General features: G+C 40.2%; 9 protein-coding genes, 2 tRNA genes and 2 rRNA genes. 7 read left to right on the forward strand and 6 right to left on the reverse strand.

What is annotated here, in order from left to right; all coding sequences use genetic code 11:
• Positions 1–95: 95 nt before the first annotated feature.
• Positions 96–1,817, reverse strand: coding sequence for a hypothetical protein (locus tag IWB64_RS09570; RefSeq protein WP_194533800.1), 1,722 nt, complete (start codon positions 1,815–1,817; stop codon positions 96–98).
• A 484-nt stretch (positions 1,818–2,301) separates the two neighbouring features.
• Here IWB64_RS09570 and IWB64_RS09575 point away from each other — a divergent pair, with 484 nt between their 5' ends.
• Both IWB64_RS09575 and IWB64_RS09580 read left to right on the forward strand, forming a co-directional pair.
• Positions 2,302–2,871, forward strand: coding sequence for an RNA polymerase sigma factor (locus tag IWB64_RS09575; RefSeq protein ID WP_194533801.1), 570 nt, complete (start codon positions 2,302–2,304; stop codon positions 2,869–2,871).
• Complete coding sequence (locus tag IWB64_RS09580; protein WP_194533802.1) at positions 2,871–3,611, forward strand: tetratricopeptide repeat protein; 741 nt, start codon at positions 2,871–2,873, stop codon at positions 3,609–3,611. Before IWB64_RS09575 ends, IWB64_RS09580 begins: the two co-directional genes overlap by 1 nt.
• A 3-nt stretch (positions 3,612–3,614) precedes the next feature.
• Here IWB64_RS09580 and IWB64_RS09585 read toward each other — a convergent pair whose 3' ends face one another.
• From IWB64_RS09585 to IWB64_RS09605, 5 genes are all read right to left on the reverse strand, one after another.
• Positions 3,615–6,317 (reverse strand): CHAT domain-containing protein, encoded by a 2,703-nt coding sequence (locus IWB64_RS09585; RefSeq protein ID WP_226975847.1) that lies wholly within the window; start codon positions 6,315–6,317, stop codon positions 3,615–3,617.
• Between the two features lie 238 nt (positions 6,318–6,555).
• Positions 6,556–7,947 (reverse strand): S8 family serine peptidase, encoded by a 1,392-nt coding sequence (locus IWB64_RS09590; RefSeq protein WP_194533804.1) that lies wholly within the window; start codon positions 7,945–7,947, stop codon positions 6,556–6,558.
• A gap of 71 nt (positions 7,948–8,018) precedes the next feature.
• Positions 8,019–8,717: a TapB family protein gene (locus IWB64_RS09595; RefSeq protein ID WP_194533805.1), complete on the reverse strand. Its 699-nt coding sequence runs from the start codon at positions 8,715–8,717 to the stop codon at positions 8,019–8,021.
• Positions 8,718–8,735: 18 nt separating this feature from the next.
• Positions 8,736–10,076: an OmpA family protein gene (locus tag IWB64_RS09600; RefSeq protein WP_194533806.1), complete on the reverse strand. Its 1,341-nt coding sequence runs from the start codon at positions 10,074–10,076 to the stop codon at positions 8,736–8,738.
• A gap of 229 nt (positions 10,077–10,305) precedes the next feature.
• A complete protein-coding gene (locus tag IWB64_RS09605; RefSeq protein ID WP_194533807.1) occupies positions 10,306–10,905 on the reverse strand; it encodes a ribonuclease HII in 600 nt (199 codons plus the stop codon).
• A 249-nt stretch (positions 10,906–11,154) separates the two neighbouring features.
• On the opposite strand from IWB64_RS09605, the gene IWB64_RS09610 reads away from it, so the two are divergent.
• From IWB64_RS09610 to IWB64_RS09630, 5 genes are all read left to right on the forward strand, one after another.
• Positions 11,155–13,155 carry a putative porin gene (locus IWB64_RS09610; protein ID WP_194533808.1) on the forward strand — a complete coding sequence of 667 codons (2,001 nt, stop codon included), beginning with the start codon at positions 11,155–11,157 and terminating at the stop codon, positions 13,153–13,155.
• A gap of 970 nt (positions 13,156–14,125) precedes the next feature.
• Positions 14,126–15,651: ribosomal RNA gene (locus tag IWB64_RS09615) — 16S ribosomal RNA — on the forward strand.
• Between the two features lie 145 nt (positions 15,652–15,796).
• Positions 15,797–15,870 (forward strand) — tRNA-Ile (locus tag IWB64_RS09620).
• Positions 15,871–15,993: 123 nt separating this feature from the next.
• Positions 15,994–16,070 (forward strand) — tRNA-Ala (locus tag IWB64_RS09625).
• 202 nt (positions 16,071–16,272) lie between these two features.
• Positions 16,273–19,108: ribosomal RNA gene (locus tag IWB64_RS09630) — 23S ribosomal RNA — on the forward strand.
• Together the 16S and 23S rRNA genes with 2 tRNA genes alongside form the textbook arrangement of a ribosomal RNA operon.
• Positions 19,109–19,214 lie beyond the last annotated feature (106 nt).

The raw sequence follows: 19,214 nt of genomic DNA on the forward strand, positions 1-19,214 counted from the left end.
TAGTATTTTATGTTGTAGACTATACCAAGGTTAACATACACCATAAAAAAACCGAGGTGTAAGCCTCGGTTTTCTACTTTTGTTCTGTTTTCTCATTATTCTGTAAACACGTAGTCTACGTTTACAAAATACTCGTACAGTAGATTATTTTGATCTGCGTCCCACATTTGAAACCTTATTTGGTCAACAACATGTGGGGTTATAGTCTCGGCAATACTGACGGTGAAATACCCACTACCGTTTCCTTCTCCCACAGGATGGATGCCCGATGGATGTGCTTTGTAGCCAGGGGTAGGACTTCCGTTAGTAAACGGTCTGCCGAAGATTCTAACTCCACCAGGCTCATTTGTCTTATAATGGAAATCAAAATTTACCCTTTCTCCTTCCACTAATGTTGAATTCGTACCTGGTTCTAAATTATCTAGTACAACTCTATGGGCAAGGTATTGATAGTCAACATCTATAAAGAACTCATACAAAAGATTGCTCTGATCGGCATCCCACATTTGAAATCGTATTTGGTCTACATGTTGGGAATTCTCCTGTATGGTGAAATACCCATTAGAAGAGCCTTCGCCAGTGGCGTGTAAGGGTGACCCATGTGCCGCGTAGCCTGGTGTTGGACTGCCATCGGTCATTGGTCTACCGAATATTCTAACACCAGCGGCCTCGCTTGTTATATAGTTAAAGGTAAACTCGACCTTCTCTCCCAAAAATAGAGTGGAGGGTGAGTCAGGACTGAGAGAGACAAGTTCAACATTCTCTTCTGACTCGCAATATAAATTGAACTCGGCTTTATTAGAGAAAATTTCCTCTGGGCTAATGATTTTTACTTGTTGCCAGTACCCCTCATAAGATTCTCCGCTTCCACCAAGAGTCCATGATGTAGTTACTTTTTTGGTCCCTGCTTCTTCAAATGTAATAGAGTTTTCCGGAGCAGTTGCCCCATCGCTTCTTAACCATGTATACGTTATAGTTGTTGGGCCGTCTGCTTCTATCTCGGTTTCAAAATCAAATTTTTTGGAACAAGGTCCGGTAAAATTATTTTCTCCCACAATAGCGGTAGTTGCAGTGATGGTTACTGTATCTTCTTCACAATGTAAATCAAACTCGGATTTATTGGAGAGAATTTCTTCTGGGCTAATGATTTTTAGTTGTTGCCAGTAGCCCTCATAAGATTCTCCGCTTCCACCAAGAGTCCATGATGTAGTAAACTTTTTAGTTCCTGCTTCTTCAAACGTAATAGTGTTTTCCGGAGCAGTTGCTCCATCGCTTCTTAACCATGTATATGTTATAGTTGTTGGACCATCAACATCTATTTCTGCTTCAAAATCAAATTTTTTGGAGCAGGGCCCAGTAAAACTATTTTCTCCTACAACAGCGGTAGTAGTGGTGATTGTTACAGCTTCTTCTTCTTCTTCTTCACAGTGTAAATTAAACTCGGCTTTATTAGAAAGAATTTCCTCTGGGCTAATGACTTTTAGTTGTTGCCAGTAGCCCTCATAAGATTCTCCGTTTGCACCAAGAGTCCATGATGTAGTAACCTTTTTAGTTCCTGCTTCTTCAAACGTAATAGAGTTTTCCGGAGCAGTGGCCCCATCGCTTCTTAACCATGTATAGCTTACAGTCATAGGTCCATCGGCATCTATTTCTGCTTCAAAATCAATTTTTTTGGAGCAGGGTCCGGTAAAGTCAGAGACCGCTCCAAGCCTCACTGCAGTAACTTTTGAAGGTTCTTCCGCAGTGTCGTCGTCTGTACATCCTGTCATTGAAAATACAACTGCTAATAAATAGATAATAGATTTTACATTTTTCATAATTGTGGTTTTAAAAGAATATGCTTTAGTGTTAAAACTTTAGAGAGATATGCAGTTCAGTTATTAAGGACTACAAAATCTTGTGGATACATTTATATATAGGTGTAATGGCATTCAATTAGAGTTCTGTATCTGAGATGAGTTTTGGGGGTTACTCGTATATCTAAGCATATACTTTAAGTGAGCAGCTTAAAAAGAACAAACAGAGATGCCGTAAAGGCTAGGATCAATACTCTTTTTATGAGTTCTAATTTTTCGTAGGTGTTCATATTTTTCATTTTTATGGTTCCCCTATTTATGTTCAAAAAATGATAAAGGTTAACATGGATGGGGTATTTTACTTATTCACCACATAGGAAGTAGATTACTTCTCTGGTGGCGGATGTTCTGTTTTCTAAATAATCTTTAGTTTTTGAGACGAGGCAAACAAAAAATGTTAAATTAGATGCCATCACTGTTAACCTTCTCATTACATATACATTAAATGGAAAATATACAGGCAGAAATAACGCTTGAAGATTTACGAAAGGGCTCAGATTACTTGCTTAAGCAGGTATATGAATCTAATCGCCTAAAGTTTTTAAACTTTGCTAGGCGCTATAACCTTTCGGAAGAAGAAAACATAGATATATATCAGGATGCTTACGTTATTTTTTATAATAATGTCATGAGCGGAAAGTTAGAGAGCTTATCTAGTAGTATTTCTACATATCTGTTTTCCATTGGTAAATATTTAATCTTTGATAAGATGCGGAAGAATAAAAAAGTGGTTTCTGGTGATTATGATTTGTCTAGGGTGGCAGAGGTTGATGACGAAGTGAATACTTTTGAAATGGAAAAACAGAGCCTAACTACAGAACAAGAATTATTAAAAAAACACTTTGGCTCTTTGGGTGATAAATGCCAAGAATTACTGACGTTATTTTATTACCGAGGTTTTACCATTCAAGAAATAATGGAAGCAAAAAACTACAATAGTGAGAATGTGGTAAAGTCCGCAAAATCGCGCTGTATGAAAACTTTAAAAGAAAAAATCCAAGCAAATACCTACTAATGATGGATAAAGAACATTTATTATATAATTATTTTTCTAACCAATTAACGGTTCAGGAAGAACAGCAGTTCAATGAATTGATGAAAACCGATATGGACTTTAAGAAGCAATTCGATTTTGAGAATGACCTTAAACAGGTCATCCGTAATAAGGAATCTGATAATTTAAAAGCCAAACTAATTGGTTACGAAAAAGAGATAAATGATGTTCCTGTTAAAACATTACCACGAACAAATTACCGAAAATGGGCTATGGCAGCATCCGTAGCTTTATTAATAGGTTTAGGATGGTTAGGTTACAACAATTTCTCGGGCACTGATTACAATGCTCTTTACAATGATAATTTTCAAGAATACCCTAACACGGTCTATGCTATTACTAGAGGGGCGGATACAGATAGTTCTTTGGAGCGTGAAGCCTATGCGGCCTACGAAACTAATGACAATACAAAAGCAATTCAGCTTTTTACGGAGTTAAAAGAAACTTCTGATTCTGAAAATATCAGTTTCTATTTGGCACAGTCGTATTTAAAAAACAATCAATTAGAAGAAGCAATCACTCTTTTTAATAAGGTGATAGAAGGTAAAGGAGAGTTTGCACCGCAAGCATTATGGTATGTTTCACTTTCATATTTAAAAGAAAAACAGAAAGATAAAGCTACAAAGTCTTTAAACCTTTTAATTGCAGATGGCAGGTATAAGAAAACGGATGCTGAAAATCTTTTAGATGAGCTAAAATAAGGACTAGCCTTTTAACCTCTTCTTTTTTGCCAAAAAGTAAAGAGTAGCCAAAATTAGAATACCAGAAATTGCCCAAAGCCAATACGGCATGAATTCTGTATTGTTCCTTAAAGGAGTATTGTCACCAATTACAATAAGAGCAGCCCAATAGGCAGGGGCTATAGCACTTTCGCGATATTTTTGGATGTAATCTACCTTAGCTTTTCGCATAGCGGCAGATTTTGTAGCCCCTTCACTAAGCGCTGAATAAAATGAGGTCATTAGTTCTTTGCTGCTTTTGTCATAGGTAGGCCATAGCGAAGACACTACGCTTTTAGCTCCGGAATGGAAAAAGCCTCTTGCCAAGCTCATAGCACCTTCACCCTTTTTTAATTCTCCAATAGAGGTATTACAGGCACTTAAAACAACCATTTCTGCTTGGTTTTTAGTGGCATAAATTTCATTTAGAAATAGTTTATCATCACTAAAAGCAATCCAAGGATCTTCATTTTCTCCTATATCTGCATGGGTAGATAGGTGTACAATGCTATAATCTTTAAAATTAGCTGTAAAAGCAGCTTTTGTTGCTTCACCTTTTAATGCAATGTTTCCTGGGAAAATCTTTTGAATCTCTTCTATTTCGGCACCGCTAAAGATTAGACTGGGTAGCCCCAAGCTTGCAAATTGAATAGGAGCTACTGCGTAAAGTTCTTTTTTGGGAGTTCCTAGCATATGTGATTTGGCATCCAAATAGGACATAGAGTACGCATATCTAATTTCTGTATCTTCAATAAAGTACTTGGGTGGTTTGTTCTCAATAACAAAAGCCTCAAAAGGAATCTGTTGTAAAATGTAATCAGGTATGATGGTGAGTTTTTTACCTTTTAGGCCACTGTAAACCTGGTTCGGTACCAGTTGTTCAAAAACATTTAAGGAAAGTTGGTTATACGCAGAAATCTCATCACGATTCAACCTAAGGTTTGTAAGACTCTCGTATAATTTTATGATGTCTTGGTTTAGATCGGGGGCATTTTGAAATTTAAAAAACTGGGTATGCTTTTCCGTAGTCAAAAGTCCATAGCCTTGTTGGTCGTTTAGAATGTATTGTAATACTACTTCATCATCTGAGATATAATTTTTTCTAAAATCCTTATAGGTCAGAAGCTCTGCTTTACTTTTTAGTTTTGCATATTCCGGTGATATGACACTTAACGAATCTGTAAAATCATTATAAGCTTTCTTGGCGTTATAAATCTTATTTTTAAATATCTTAAGTTCTGTTTTTTCTAAATCTGGATTGGTCTGTAATTCGTTTTCAGATAGAAATATGGCCTGTTTAAGATTAAATTCGCGTTGTGCAATAGAGTCTGGAAGTTTAGTGATAATTTTTGCTTGCTCATTTGATATGTCTTCAAGAAGAAGTAAGGCTTTGTTACGCTCCATAAAGTAAAAAGCCTCTTCTGGTTTGGTAAGTAAAAAACAAGCCTCTACTGCTTTTGTATATAACGAAGCTCCTTTTTCTCTCCAAAAAAGTTTTGATTGGTATTCAGTACTTTCTGAGCGAATAACATCAACTAGCTGATCCGCCAGTCTAAATGTACTTAATGCCTGATTTAAATAGTCTTTGTTGTTTTCGAATTCATAAAACTTCAACCAACCGTTTGCTTTGGCTATAATATGACTTAGAAGGAATAATTTTTGAGTTGAAAGTTCCAGAGTTTTAATACTGGGAAGTGCATCAATTTCTAAATCTTCTCTAGTATCGATTTTTAAAAAAATTGCTTTTTGATAATTTTTTAACGCTTTATTGAAATTATTTTGGTGTAGATAGAGATCTCCCAAGTTTTCATATGGTAAGGAATAGTCTTCGGCAATAGCTATCGACTTGTTTAAATGCCTTAAAGCTTTTTCAGTGTTTTTTAATTTAAAGTAAGAATAACCAATACTGTTGTTAATATTTGCTATATCCTTTAGTTGTAAACTTGCAGAGTCTTTAAGTACTTCTTGGTGTTTGGTGATTGCTAGTTCATAATTGCCAGTTTCCAGAAGTCTATTTCCTTCTAAATGGTCTATGCGTCTTTTAAACTGCTCGTGGGGTTCATTGTGAAGTTTAATAAGAGAGTCTGCTTTATTTGAATTATACTGTATCTCATCTGAAAATTCGCTCAGTCCCATTTCGGCATACGTCTCCGCCATCATTATTCTGGCATCTATTATTCTCCTGGCATCTATTGTTTCAAAGGAAACACCATCGTAAAGAGAAATCATCTCGGCCAAACGATCCAAAGCTTTATAGAAATCACCTGTTGTTAAATAAAGATAACCAAGCTCAAGCCTTGCATTTTGTATCCATTCAACATCAGTACCGTTATCATTTATATAATTGTAGGTTTCTATGGCGTTGTATATTTCGCCTTTCAAATAGTAAAAAACACCTAGGTTGTAGTAGGTATTGTCTAAAGAACCTTTTTCCAAATCTTTTAAACCTGTCTTTATTTCTAGAGCCTTCTTTGTGTAATTGATTGCATTTATAATATCACCCTTTTTACCATCATTCCACCATTGTTCATGGTACCATTTATTGCCTACATCGTGATAACAATTTGCTAGTTCTAAAGGAGACATTGTTTCTGAGTTAACAGAAAAAAATGAATCGATTTTTTTTTGAATGACTTCCTTACTTTCATCGGCGTTAATGATTTTAACCAACGTGTTCTGTTGAGCCATACAGATATAACTGAAAAAGAAAACTATAACACAGTTAAATTTAAGGTTTAGCATATAAGAAATCATTCGAGTTAAAACTATGCAGGTTTTGAAAAATAGATTATTAGGACGTCAATAATAATCTAAATATATAAAGAATTTTATGGTGAAATACTTATTTGTAAAAGTGGGAGTAAGCAGAAATGTAAAAGAGCCCATGTTACACATGGGCTCTTTTTTGTTTTATGTTTATGATTCGTTAGTTCGTAGCTCTAGGAATCACCCTTCTCTCATCAATCTTACCATCAAGCTCAGGTGCTTCTATGGCTAAGTTGAAAATTAGATTCTTTAATTCTTCAGCAGGTACTCTACCTACCTGATTAATTACTGATCCCGCAATTCCCGACATGGCTGCTGTAGCATATGAGGTACCCTGAAGGGTAACTCTATTTTTTAAAGAGGGATCGGAATTATCCAAAATAATTCTGTAATCATTAAACGCTAAAGCGATATCTATACTCCCTTTACTGCCGTAGTTAGAAAGCGGATGCAATTTAATAGGTAACGAACCTGGATTTATTGTGTCGTATTCATAACCGCCTACGGTAAGTATGTTGGTCTCCCTAAATGATGAAATAAAGTCTCCATTTGGTCCTTGATCAACATCTTTATTGTCATTACCTCCGGAAGTAATAACTAATGCGCCAGCCCTGTTAAGGTCCTCTATAGTCTGTGCAAAGATATTTTTTTGGTCACCTGGTGCAGGTTCTTCAAATATTTCACGGGGCATTTCCCCTCCGAAACTTGCATTGACAATACTGATGTTAGCACCGTTTTGGTTCAGTTGTTTAATATAAGATAGTGCACATAGAACATTCCAATAGGAACCTTTTCCGGCATCATCAAATACTTTTAATGGTAAAATTGAATAATTGAGGTTTTTGCTATCAAGTTCATCGGTAATAATTTTGGTTATGTATGTACCATGTCCATTGCCGTCTGCAAAATATCGGTTGTTAGGTTCTTGAGTAAAGTTCCAACCAGATGTAGTTGGGTAACAACTTCCAAATCTGCCACTTGGGAAAAGGAATTCTTTAGGTTCATTTGTAAATAGATACCTGTAAAAATCAAGCCCAGTATCTATAACAGCAATATTTATTTTAGAATTACCTGCATTTGCTATGAGCGCTTCCTCTTCCCCATCAACACCTTGCCCTTGAACGGTATAAGGACCAACTGGTGAAAGCTCTATGTCAAAAGACCTTTCTCCGCGTGTTGTGCCTCTTGGGCTTGTTCTTGAAAGGCGCTCTACCACACCCTCAATTTCTACTTCACTAATGTTCGGGTCAAAAATCCATAACTCAATATTAGTGTCTCCACAGTCACATTGTTTAAATTCAATAATGGGATATTTATCTCTAATAGCCTCGCGTTCTTCAGGTGTAACTTGTGGTTGATATTTTACGATTACATTATTCGGCGAGATAAAAATTTTTTTTTCTTCACTGCTAATACCTTCATCTACGTTTATGTCTTGATATGTGATATTGGAGTTAGGCTCGTCATCATCGGGAACTTGTCCATAGGGTATTTTTGTACAAGAAGACAGTATAATGGTCATTAATAGCAGAAATGTAATTTTCGTTTTCATAGTTGAGGGTATTAAGGTTGATTATTGTTTTAATTTAATGTTCTAGCTTGGGTAAAGGTTAACAGATAATATTACTCATTATAAGCGCTTAGCTCAGACCTACTGATGAGGTTGCCATTGCCTTTGTAAGATTCTTGTTTTATCATGCCTACACCTTCCGCAAGCCAGAGTTTAGATTTCATTTCAATAGTAGCACCCATAGTTTTAGTGATGCTGTTTTCGGTAATCAAATAACACTCAAAAGTGCCTGCAGCCGTAGTAACGTTTTCTTTTTTCTCTACCTTTCTGTTCGTTTGATCAACTGTTACATTCATTTTAATACCAGACATATTCATAGCAACCGTAACATTGGCATCGTTCAATTCTTGACCTTCACTAAGATTGTTGGGCAGTTCTATATCAGTTCCTGAAATATCCATCTCCAAACCCATTTCTGAGTATTGTTGCATCATTTGTGATGGAAAAAGCGATTGGTAGTCAATCTTGACTACGCCGTCTTCACAGCTAAAGGAATAGTTAGTTTCAAATATTTCTTTTCCTTTCTTGTCTGTAAGCTTCATGTCAAAAGTAGCCACAGAAGCAGAGCCTTCGGAACGAACATCAGATACAGTATAGTTTACGGTACCATCAGATTTGCCCTTCTTGTCGTAATTGGTATATTGAAAAGTACTTCCTTCCTTTAGAGGATAGAATTTACTGCAACTGTCTTGCCCAAAAGCAAATCCGATAAAGAGAAGAAATAAAAATGTAAAGAGTAGAGGGTTTTTCATAGTTTTCTTTTTAATTTTTTATACTTTAATAAATTCTACACGTCGGTTTTGAGCCTTACCGTCCGCCGATGAATTATCGCCTACGGGCTCCGTTTCTCCTTTACCATTAGTGGATAGGCGATCTGATGAGACATTATATATAGAGACTAAAGCATTCTTAACAGCTTCGGCCCGGTTTTGAGATAATTTCATGTTTTTGGTATCGTCTCCATCAGCATCAGTATGACCAACAATTTTTAATTGTATTGCTTCGTCTTGCTGAAGAACCTGATAAATCTGTCTGATGATACCCATAGATTGAGGCTGAATGTTGTCCGATCCACTATCGAATAAAATTCCGTTGGTAGATATTTTTCCATCAGCTAGTAGCTGCCTCCGTAAATCAACCCCTCCTTTGGCAACTTTTATATTACCTATAAGTATAGACTCCTTTTCTGTGTCCGTTCCTCGAAGCGTAAATTTTATGCCTTGCATCTGTACATTAGAAGGTAGTAGCCTTGGGACGTCAATAAATTTATTTTCATTTATCCATAATCTAAAGCGCTCTTTGTTTACTGCTACGGAAACGTGGTGCTTTTGATTAACCACATTCCGTATATCGGCACCTACTTCATTTCTAATTACCCGTTTTGAGGAGATGTTGTTTTCAACCACAACACCGCGGTCTATAAATTGGCAGAAAGAATATTCTACCCTACCCAAGTTGGCACCTTTTTTAAAGGTATTGTTATCACTCACAACTATACCTAAATAAGACTGAGAAGAGGTTTTGTTATCCAATCCGGTTGCAACAACATCAAATTCTAAAGTAAATTCATCCGGTAAATTTGTTAAATCTGGAATGTATGCAGTATTATGCCCTGGTAAAAGTTTTAGCCATTTGTTGGGGTGTTCTTCTATGGTAACAAGTTCACCACTTCCGTTGGTGTTCCATTTAGAGGGAAAATCGCCAATGAATTCATCTGAAAAATCGTCAACAAAGATAGGCTTGTCTCCAGGCACAAAATCAAACTTACTATAGACTTTTATAGACTGTGGTCCCGACTCACTAGAAGTTTGTGTATTGGGATTGATTTCTTCATTGGAATGGGGTGATTCATCTTCATTAGTGGTATTGCCGCTTTGCTGGGAAGGTCTTTTCTGTTTTTTCTTTCCGCTTCCAGGTTCCAAAATACTATCAAGAGCTTGATCTGTTTTTTCGGAGGTCTCTTTTTCTACCCTGCGTTCAACCGTTCTTTCTGCTGCTCTTTCTGCAACCTTTCCTAATTTTCGTAAAATTTGGGCATCACTGGTTTGACAGGTAAAAAGAATGCATACTACAGGTAAGATTAATTTAAGCAAGTGTCCTAACGTTTTCATGTACTTGATGTTTAGTAATACAATAATTATGGTGTATGTCAAGGATTTAGAAATTGACATTCTTCCGAACATTAGTGTATAACCCCTTAAAAGGTTAACATCAAAGCTAAACGAAATGGCCTTTTTATAATAAAGACTTGTATTTGTTGGATGCGAAAACTGTATAAATGGTATTAAAAACTATATAGATGGAGAAATTAGGTCAATTACGGGTTGTAAGAAAAAAGAATTAAAAGTCTTTTCCAAGTTGATTGGGTAGTAATCGGAAACTCATCCGGTGGTATTTAGTTATTCCATATTTTCTGATGGCCTCGCGATGTTCTTTGGTAGGGTAGCCCTTGTTTTTTTTCCAATTGTACATGGGGAATTCCTCATGGAGAACGTCCATATACGAATCACGATACGTTTTTGCCAAAACTGAGGCCGCGGCAATATTCATATATTTCCCATCACCTTTAATAATACATTCATGAGGAATGTCTTTAAAAGGTTTAAACTTGTTACCATCTACGATAATGAATTCTGGAGGAGTTTTTAGTTGTTCAATAGCTTTGTGCATAGCCAGTATGGATGCGTTAAGAATATTGATCTCATCAATTTTTTTAGGAAATATATGAGCCACGGCATGGGCAGAACATTCTAATTCTATAATAGGTCTCAGTAAATCTCGCTTTCGGTGAGATAGAAGTTTGGAATCGTTCAACATGGTATTGGTAAAACCTTTTGGCAAGATAACGGCGGCAGCTGTTACAGGTCCGGCCAGGCAACCCCTTCCTGCTTCATCGGTTCCGGCTTCGTTTAATGGTAATTCGTGATATAACTTTAACATGGTTTGTTCTTACTGTAAATCGACTTATTTTTGAAATATCGGTAAATACTTTTGAACGACAAAAATGATAATCGATATTTAGTTGAATAAAGATTGATGGATTGAAAAAAAGGAAGATGTATTCTACCTTATAGGTAATGCAGATATCATCCAAAAAAGGAGTTAGATACCCTGTTGGGATAGCATTATTAAATTTTCACATTTAATTACGAACTAAAAAAATTAACTTTACCGCTGTAACTAGCTTCAATGAAATATTTTCTCTTAATTTTTTTATTGCATTTTTCATGTATTCAACTCTTCGCACAAGAAGATTCTATTCCTCCCCCTAGAGATATAGATACCTCGGCCGTTCGTGGCATGCCTAGAAGGTTAGGACCAAAAGAAAAAGAAGAGGAACCTGAACTGGAACCGCTTACCATCAAGGATTATAAGATTATTACTTTTGCCAGAGATACCGTTTTTTTGGATACCACGCTTACCATTCAAAAAGAGTATAAATACAATTACTTAAGAAAGGATGATTTTGAACTCATGCCTTTTGCCAATATTGGTAAACCATACAATAAGTTAGGGGTTGATTTTAACTCCAATAACTTATATCCAGGACTAGGGGCAAGCGCACTCCATACTAGCTATTTTGAAAAAGAAGACATAAAGTACTATAACGTAGCTACACCTATGTCCGATCTGTTTTTTAAGACCACTTTAGAAGAAGGGCAATTGTTAGATGCTAGCTTGGCGTTCAATACCTCAAAAAGACTCAATTTCTCTTTAGCCTATAAGGGTTTTCGCTCTTTGGGTAAATACCAGTATAACCAGGCGGAATCAGGTAATTTTAGGGCGACCACGAATTATGTAACCAAGAATAATAGATATAGCTTACGCGCGCACATAGCTGCCCAAGATATTGATAATGAAGAAAACGGCGGGCTTATAAGTGAAGAAACTCAATTTGAATCCGGGGACTCGGAATTTACGAATAGGGTAAAGGTCGATGTTCGTTTTAGTGATGCATCTAGCAGGATATTGGGTAAGCGGTACTTTTATGATCATTTATATAAGTTGATAAGAAAGGAGCAGGATTCCAGCAGCCAAGAGAAAACATCTTTGGGAATTGGTCATCAGTTTAATTATGAAACCAAATACTACGCTTTTAATCAAACTACTCCTAATGAGTATTATGGAGATAATTTGGTTTCGCCAATTGTGGACAAAGCCAGTTTAAAAACAATGTACAATCAAGTTAATGCAGAGTTTTATAATGCAACCCTAGGTAGACTTCAGGGTAATGTCTCGCTTTACAATTACACCTACTTTTTCAATAGTATATTAATAAATGATGAGGGAGTAACAATACCCAGCAGATTAAAGGGTGAAGAAATAGCTGTTGGAGCGGAGTATGAGAAACGTATAAAAGGTTTTCAATTGAAAGCCATGGCAAAGTATAATTTGTCTGGTGAGCTTGGAGGTAACCAAATGAACGCTTCTGCATCATATAGGTTAAATGATAAGCATAAAGTAACAGTAGCTGCTTTTGGCTCATCAAAAATGCCCGATTTTAATTACTTGTTATATCAAAGTGATTATGAAAATTACAATTGGTTAAATATTGATAATTTTGAAAAGGAACAAGTCTACGGGTTACGTTTAGATTTAGAATCTGAGCTATGGGGTAATCTTATGGTTAGCTATTCCACAGTAGATAATTACAGTTACTTTGGAGAAGACCCGTCCCAAACCATTGAAGACGGAAAGGAAAATGCTACCATACGTCCGCTACAGGAAAACAATGTACTTAATCATACCAAAATCAAATACAGTAAAGAATTTAAACTTGGTTCGTTTTCATTGAACAATACGGTCATGTATCAAAATGTATCGCAAGCTAATCAAGTACTTAACGTGCCTGAGTTGGTTACCAGGAATACCTTGTACTTCTCTTCCGATGTTTTTAAGAAAGCTATGTTTTTGCAGACGGGGGTAACCCTCAAATATTTCACGGCATATAATATGGACGCCTATAACTCGCTATTGGGTGAGTTCTATCTTCAGAATGATGAAAAGTTAGGCAACTTCCCTATGTTGGATTTTTTCATAAATGCAAAGATTCAGCAGACAAGAATCTACTTAAAGGCAGAGCATTTTAATTCTTTGTTTAATAGTGAACCTACATATTACTCTGCACCTAACTATCCATATCGCGATTTTGTGATCCGTTTTGGCTTAGTGTGGAATTTCTTTTCTTAGAGTTTTGATTTCTATGGAACCTTTTTAAGGTATTAGGGCGCCAATATTTCACGAACAATCTTATTGTTGGCAAAATATCCAGTTAGATATTCAACTACTTTCTACGGTTCATAGGAGCCATCAGGTAATAAAACACCTCAAATAGTCAGGTTTAAGCAGTAGAGCGGGGAGCGCTGGAAATATGATTATCAAGTAAGGGCCATGTTGTGAAACTATATAGGTGTACTGTAATGCTCAAAAACAGAAAAGGGTTGAGATATGTTGGGTGCTCATACTCAGAGTTATGCGATGGCGGAACGAAAAAAAACGAAATTATCGTAAAAAAATTGTGTTGTAATTAAAAAAGGGTGTTACATTTGCACCCCGCTAAACAGGCACGAAGATGTTTGTTAAGTGTGGGTTAATAAAGAGTAAACGTTCCTTGTAAGTTGTTGTTTTTGTGGTCGGGAAAAAAGATTTTGATTTTTTTCAAAAGAAAGTTGCCGGTTTAAAAAACAGTTGTATATTTGCAGCCGCTTAGGCAANCGAAAAAAAACGAAATTATCGTAAAAAAATTGTGTTGTAATTAAAAAAGGGTGTTACATTTGCACCCCGCTAAACAGGCACGAAGATGTTTGTTAAGTGTGGGTTAATAAAGAGTAAACGTTCCTTGTAAGTTGTTGTTTTTGTGGTCGGGAAAAAAGATTTTGATTTTTTTCAAAAGAAAGTTGCCGGTTTAAAAAACAGTTGTATATTTGCAGCCGCTTAGGCAAACAGTAAGATGTTTGACAGGCGTTACCGGGAGACCGGATAGGAATTTGGAAGTTCATTTGACATATTGTGGAGACAGCGTAAAAGGGACGGAGAGGGAAACCTTTTCGTTCCGATAGAATTACGAGAACAACATACAGAAAGATTTTTATTTTAGGATGAGAGTCGGGGCCGGGAGGAACGATCTAAGGTTGATAGACTTATAATATATAATGAAACAACGATGAAGAGTTTGATCCTGGCTCAGGATGAACGCTAGCGGCAGGCCTAACACATGCAAGTCGAGGGGCAGCGAGTCTAGCTTGCTAGATGTCGGCGACCGGCGCACGGGTGCGCAACGCGTATACAATCTACCCCCTACTGTGGGATAGCCCAGAGAAATTTGGATTAAGACCACATAGTACTATCTTACGGCATCGTATTTATAGTTAAAGGTTACGGTAGGGGATGAGTATGCGTCCCATTAGTTAGTTGGCGAGGTAACGGCTCACCAAGACCGCGATGGGTAGGGGCCCTGAGAGGGGGATCCCCCACACTGGTACTGAGACACGGACCAGACTCCTACGGGAGGCAGCAGTGAGGAATATTGGACAATGGACGAGAGTCTGATCCAGCCATGCCGCGTGCAGGAAGAATGCCCTATGGGTAGTAAACTGCTTTTATACGGGAAGAAAAAGGGGCACGTGTGCCCCACTGACGGTACCGTAAGAATAAGGACCGGCTAACTCCGTGCCAGCAGCCGCGGTAATACGGAGGGTCCGAGCGTTATCCGGAATTATTGGGTTTAAAGGGTCCGTAGGCGGGCCGATAAGTCAGTGGTGAAAGTTTGCAGCTCAACTGTAAAATTGCCTTTGATACTGTCGGTCTTGAGTTATAGTGAAGTTGCCGGAATATGTAGTGTAGCGGTGAAATGCATAGATATTACATAGAACACCGATTGCGAAGGCAGGTGACTAACTATATACTGACGCTGATGGACGAAAGCGTGGGGAGCGAACAGGATTAGATACCCTGGTAGTCCACGCCGTAAACGATGGATACTAGCTGTCCGGGTCCTTGAGACCTGGGCGGCCAAGCGAAAGTGATAAGTATCCCACCTGGGGAGTACGTTCGCAAGAATGAAACTCAAAGGAATTGACGGGGGCCCGCACAAGCGGTGGAGCATGTGGTTTAATTCGATGATACGCGAGGAACCTTACCAGGGCTTAAATGCATTTTGACAGGGGTAGAGATACCTTTTCCTTCGGGCAATTTGCAAGGTGCTGCATGGTTGTCGTCAGCTCGTGCCGTGAGGTGTCAGGTTAAGTCCTATAACGAGCGCAACCCCTACCGTTAGTTGCCAGCGAGTCATGTCGGGGACTCTAACGGGACTGCCGGTGCAAACCGTGAGGAAGGTGGGGACGACGTCAAATCATCACGGCCCTTACGTCCTGGGCCACACACGTGCTACAATGGCCGGTACAGCGGGAAGCCATGCGGTAACGCAGAGCGGATCCACAAAACCGGTCACAGTTCGGATCGGGGTCTGCAACTCGACCCCGTGAAGCTGGAATCGCTAGTAATCGGATATCAGCCATGATCCGGTGAATACGTTCCCGGGCCTTGTACACACCGCCCGTCAAGCCATGGAAGCTGGGAGTGCCTGAAGTCCGTCACCGTAAGGAGCGGCCTAGGGCAAGATCGGTAACTAGGGCTAAGTCGTAACAAGGTAGCCGTACCGGAAGGTGCGGCTGGAACACCTCCTTTCTAGAGCGTCGACCTAAGAATTTTCGAAGGCCCCGACACCTCGTTCTAATATAATTTCATCTATCTGTAAGTTAAAAGAAGCAAGTCTCCACATTAATGATATATAATACTTCTTTTGGTACGAAGTACTAAGAGTGGTAGGGACAGTCCCATAGCTCAGCTGGTTAGAGCGCTACACTGATAATGTAGAGGTCGGCAGTTCGAGTCTGCCTGGGACTACAGATTGCATCTTTTGTTAGGTGCGCACGTTCATTAAGAATACAAGATTGAAGGAAATTCTAGAAGTTGAGTAGTAGTTGGGGGTACTAACTACTAACTACTGTATACTAACTACTAGTATATGGGGGATTAGCTCAGCTGGCTAGAGCGCCTGCCTTGCACGCAGGAGGTCATCGGTTCGACTCCGATATTCTCCACCAGGTAATGCTTGGGGATATTAATTTATCGCGACGTATTACATGAGGAGCCACAGGGATAATTTTTGATTATCGGTGGTAACTCGCCACAAGTTCATTGACATATTGGGACAGGATGTATATTTTAGGATATACATACTGAAAAAGAAGAAAACACGAATTTTTTAAGTAAAGAGTACGAAATACGAATAGAATAAAAGGTCTGGCGACAAGCTAGATAAGGGCGTATGGGGAATGCCTAGGCTCTCAGAGGCGATGAAGGACGCGATAAGCTGCGAAAAGCTGCGGGGATCGGCACACACGATATGATCCGCAGGTATCCGAATGGGGCAACCCAGCATGTTGAAGACATGTTATCCGTAAGGAGGCAAACCCGGTGAACTGAAACATCTAAGTAGCCGGAGGAGGAGAAAACAAAAGTGATTCCGGGAGTAGCGGCGAGCGAAACCGGATTAGTCCAAACCGTACATGTTCCGGCATGTGCGGGGTTGTAGGACCGCGACATTCGAACAGTAATGAACTAGAACAAGTTGGAAAGCTTGGCCGAAGACGGTGATAGCCCGGTATAGGTAAAGAGCTGCAAGATAGCGGTATCCTGAGTAGCGCGGGGCACGTGAAACCCTGTGTGAAACCGGCGGGACCATCCGCCAAGACTAAATACTCCTGAGAGACCGATAGTGAACCAGTACCGTGAGGGAAAGGTGAAAAGAACCGTGAACAACGGAGTGAAAAAGATCCTGAAACCATACGCTTACAAGCGGTCGGAGCCCTTCGGGGTGACGGCGTGCCTTTTGCATAATGAGCCTACGAGTTACTTTTACTAGCAAGGTTAAGGACTTCAGGTCCGGAGCCGTAGCGAAAGCGAGTCTGAACAGGGCGCCATAGTTAGTAGTAGTAGACGCGAAACCGTGCGATCTACCCATGGGCAGGTTGAAGCTGTGGTAACACATAGTGGAGGACCGAACCCGTTGACGTTGAAAAGTCTTGGGATGACCTGTGGGTAGGGGTGAAAGGCCAATCAAGCTCGGAAATAGCTCGTACTCCCCGAAATGCATTTAGGTGCAGCGTGTAGATAGTTTTATAGAGGTAGAGCTACTGATTGGATGCGGGGGCTTCACCGCCTACCAATTCCTGACAAACTCCGAATGCTATAAAACGTTTCTGCGCAGTGAGGGCATGGGTGCTAAGGTCCATGTCCGAGAGGGAAAGAACCCAGACCATCAGCTAAGGTCCCAAAATATATGCTAAGTTGAAAAAACGCGGTGGAACTGCATTGACAGCCAGGATGTTGGCTTGGAAGCAGCCATTCATTTAAAGAGTGCGTAACAGCTCACTGGTCGAGCGGTTCCGCATGGATAATGATCGGGCATAAGCATATTACCGAAGCTATGGCTTTACAGTTTACTGTAAGGGGTAGGGGAGCATTGTAGTGCCGTTGAAGGTGTACCTGCGAGGGATGCTGGAGGAGCTACAAACGAAAATGTAGGCATAAGTAACGATAATGCGGGCGAGAAACCCGCACGCCGAAAGACCAAGGTTTCCCCAGCTATGCTAATCAGCTGGGGGTCAGTCGGGACCTAACGCAGACCCGAAGGGGGAAGTGGATGGACAAGCAGTTAATATTCTGCTACCCGCACATCATTGAAAGCGACGGAGGCGAGAAGTTGGTGCGTACAGACGGAATTGTACGTTGAAGCGAGTGGTAACACCGCGATAGTACACCGAGGCTACGGCCAAGGTGATAATCCAGCGTATCGACTTCCAAGAAAAGCGAGATGTGCGGCCCGTACCGTAAACCGACACAGGTGGTTGGGATGAGTATTCTAAGGCGCTCGAGAGATTCATGGCTAAGGAACTAGGCAAAATAGACCCGTAACTTCGGGAGAAGGGTCGCCCACAATTTATTGTGGGCCGCAGTGAAGAGGTCCAGGCGACTGTTTATCAAAAACACAGGGCTCTGCAAAATCGAGAGATGAAGTATAGGGCCTGACACCTGCCCGGTGCTGGAAGGTTAAGGGGAGATGTGAATCCTTCGGGAGGAAGCATTGAACTGAAGCCCCAGTAAACGGCGGCCGTAACTATAACGGTCCTAAGGTAGCGAAATTCCTTGTCGGGTAAGTTCCGACCTGCACGAATGGTGCAACGATCTGGACACTGTCTCGGCCATGAGCTCGGTGAAATTGTAGTATCGGTGAAGATGCCGGTTACCCGCAGTGGGACGAAAAGACCCCGTGCACCTTTACTATAGCTTCGTATTGACCTTGGTCAAGCAATGTGTAGGATAGCTGGGAGACTTTGAAGGCGCACCGCCAGGTGTGTTGGAGTCACCGTTGAAATACCAGCCTTTGCTTGTCCGGGGCCTAACCCTCCAAGAGGGAACAGTGCGTGGTGGGTAGTTTGACTGGGGTGGTCGCCTCCAAAAGAGTAACGGAGGCTTCTAAAGGTGCCCTCAGTACGGTCGGCAATCGTACGTAGAGTGCAATGGCACAAGGGCGCTTGACTGTGAGACATACAGGTCGAACAGGTTGGAAACAAGAGCATAGTGATCCGGTGGTTCCGCATGGAAGGGCCATCGCTCAAAGGATAAAAGGTACGCCGGGGATAACAGGCTGATCTCCCCCAAGAGCTCATATCGACGGGGGGGTTTGGCACCTCGATGTCGGCTCGTCACATCCTGGGGCTGGAGAAGGTCCCAAGGGTTGGGCTGTTCGCCCATTAAAGTGGCACGCGAGCTGGGTTCAGAACGTCGTGAGACAGTTCGGTCTCTATCTACTGCGGGCGTTAGAAATTCGAGCGGACCTGGCCCTAGTACGAGAGGACCGGGCCGGACCGACCGCTGGTGCACCGGTTGTCCCGCCAGGGGCATTGCCGGGTAGCTATGTCGGGATTGGATAAGCGCTGAAAGCATATAAGCGCGAAACCAACCGCAAGATGAGATTTCTTTAAAGGGCCGTGGGAGACTACCACGTTGATAGGCTATAGGTACAAGGGCAGTAATGTCCGTAGCCGAGTAGTACTAATTGCCCGTACGGCTTGCGCAATATAAGTCCCTTCCTTACTTCGGTAAGGAAGGGCGACAACCTTTTCTCTATGAAATCCGTCCTTTTTACTTAAAGGAAGCGCTGTTTTCTTTTCTTCGGACCTGTC

This window comes from Zobellia nedashkovskayae (assembly GCF_015330125.1).
Classification (GTDB): domain Bacteria; phylum Bacteroidota; class Bacteroidia; order Flavobacteriales; family Flavobacteriaceae; genus Zobellia; species Zobellia nedashkovskayae.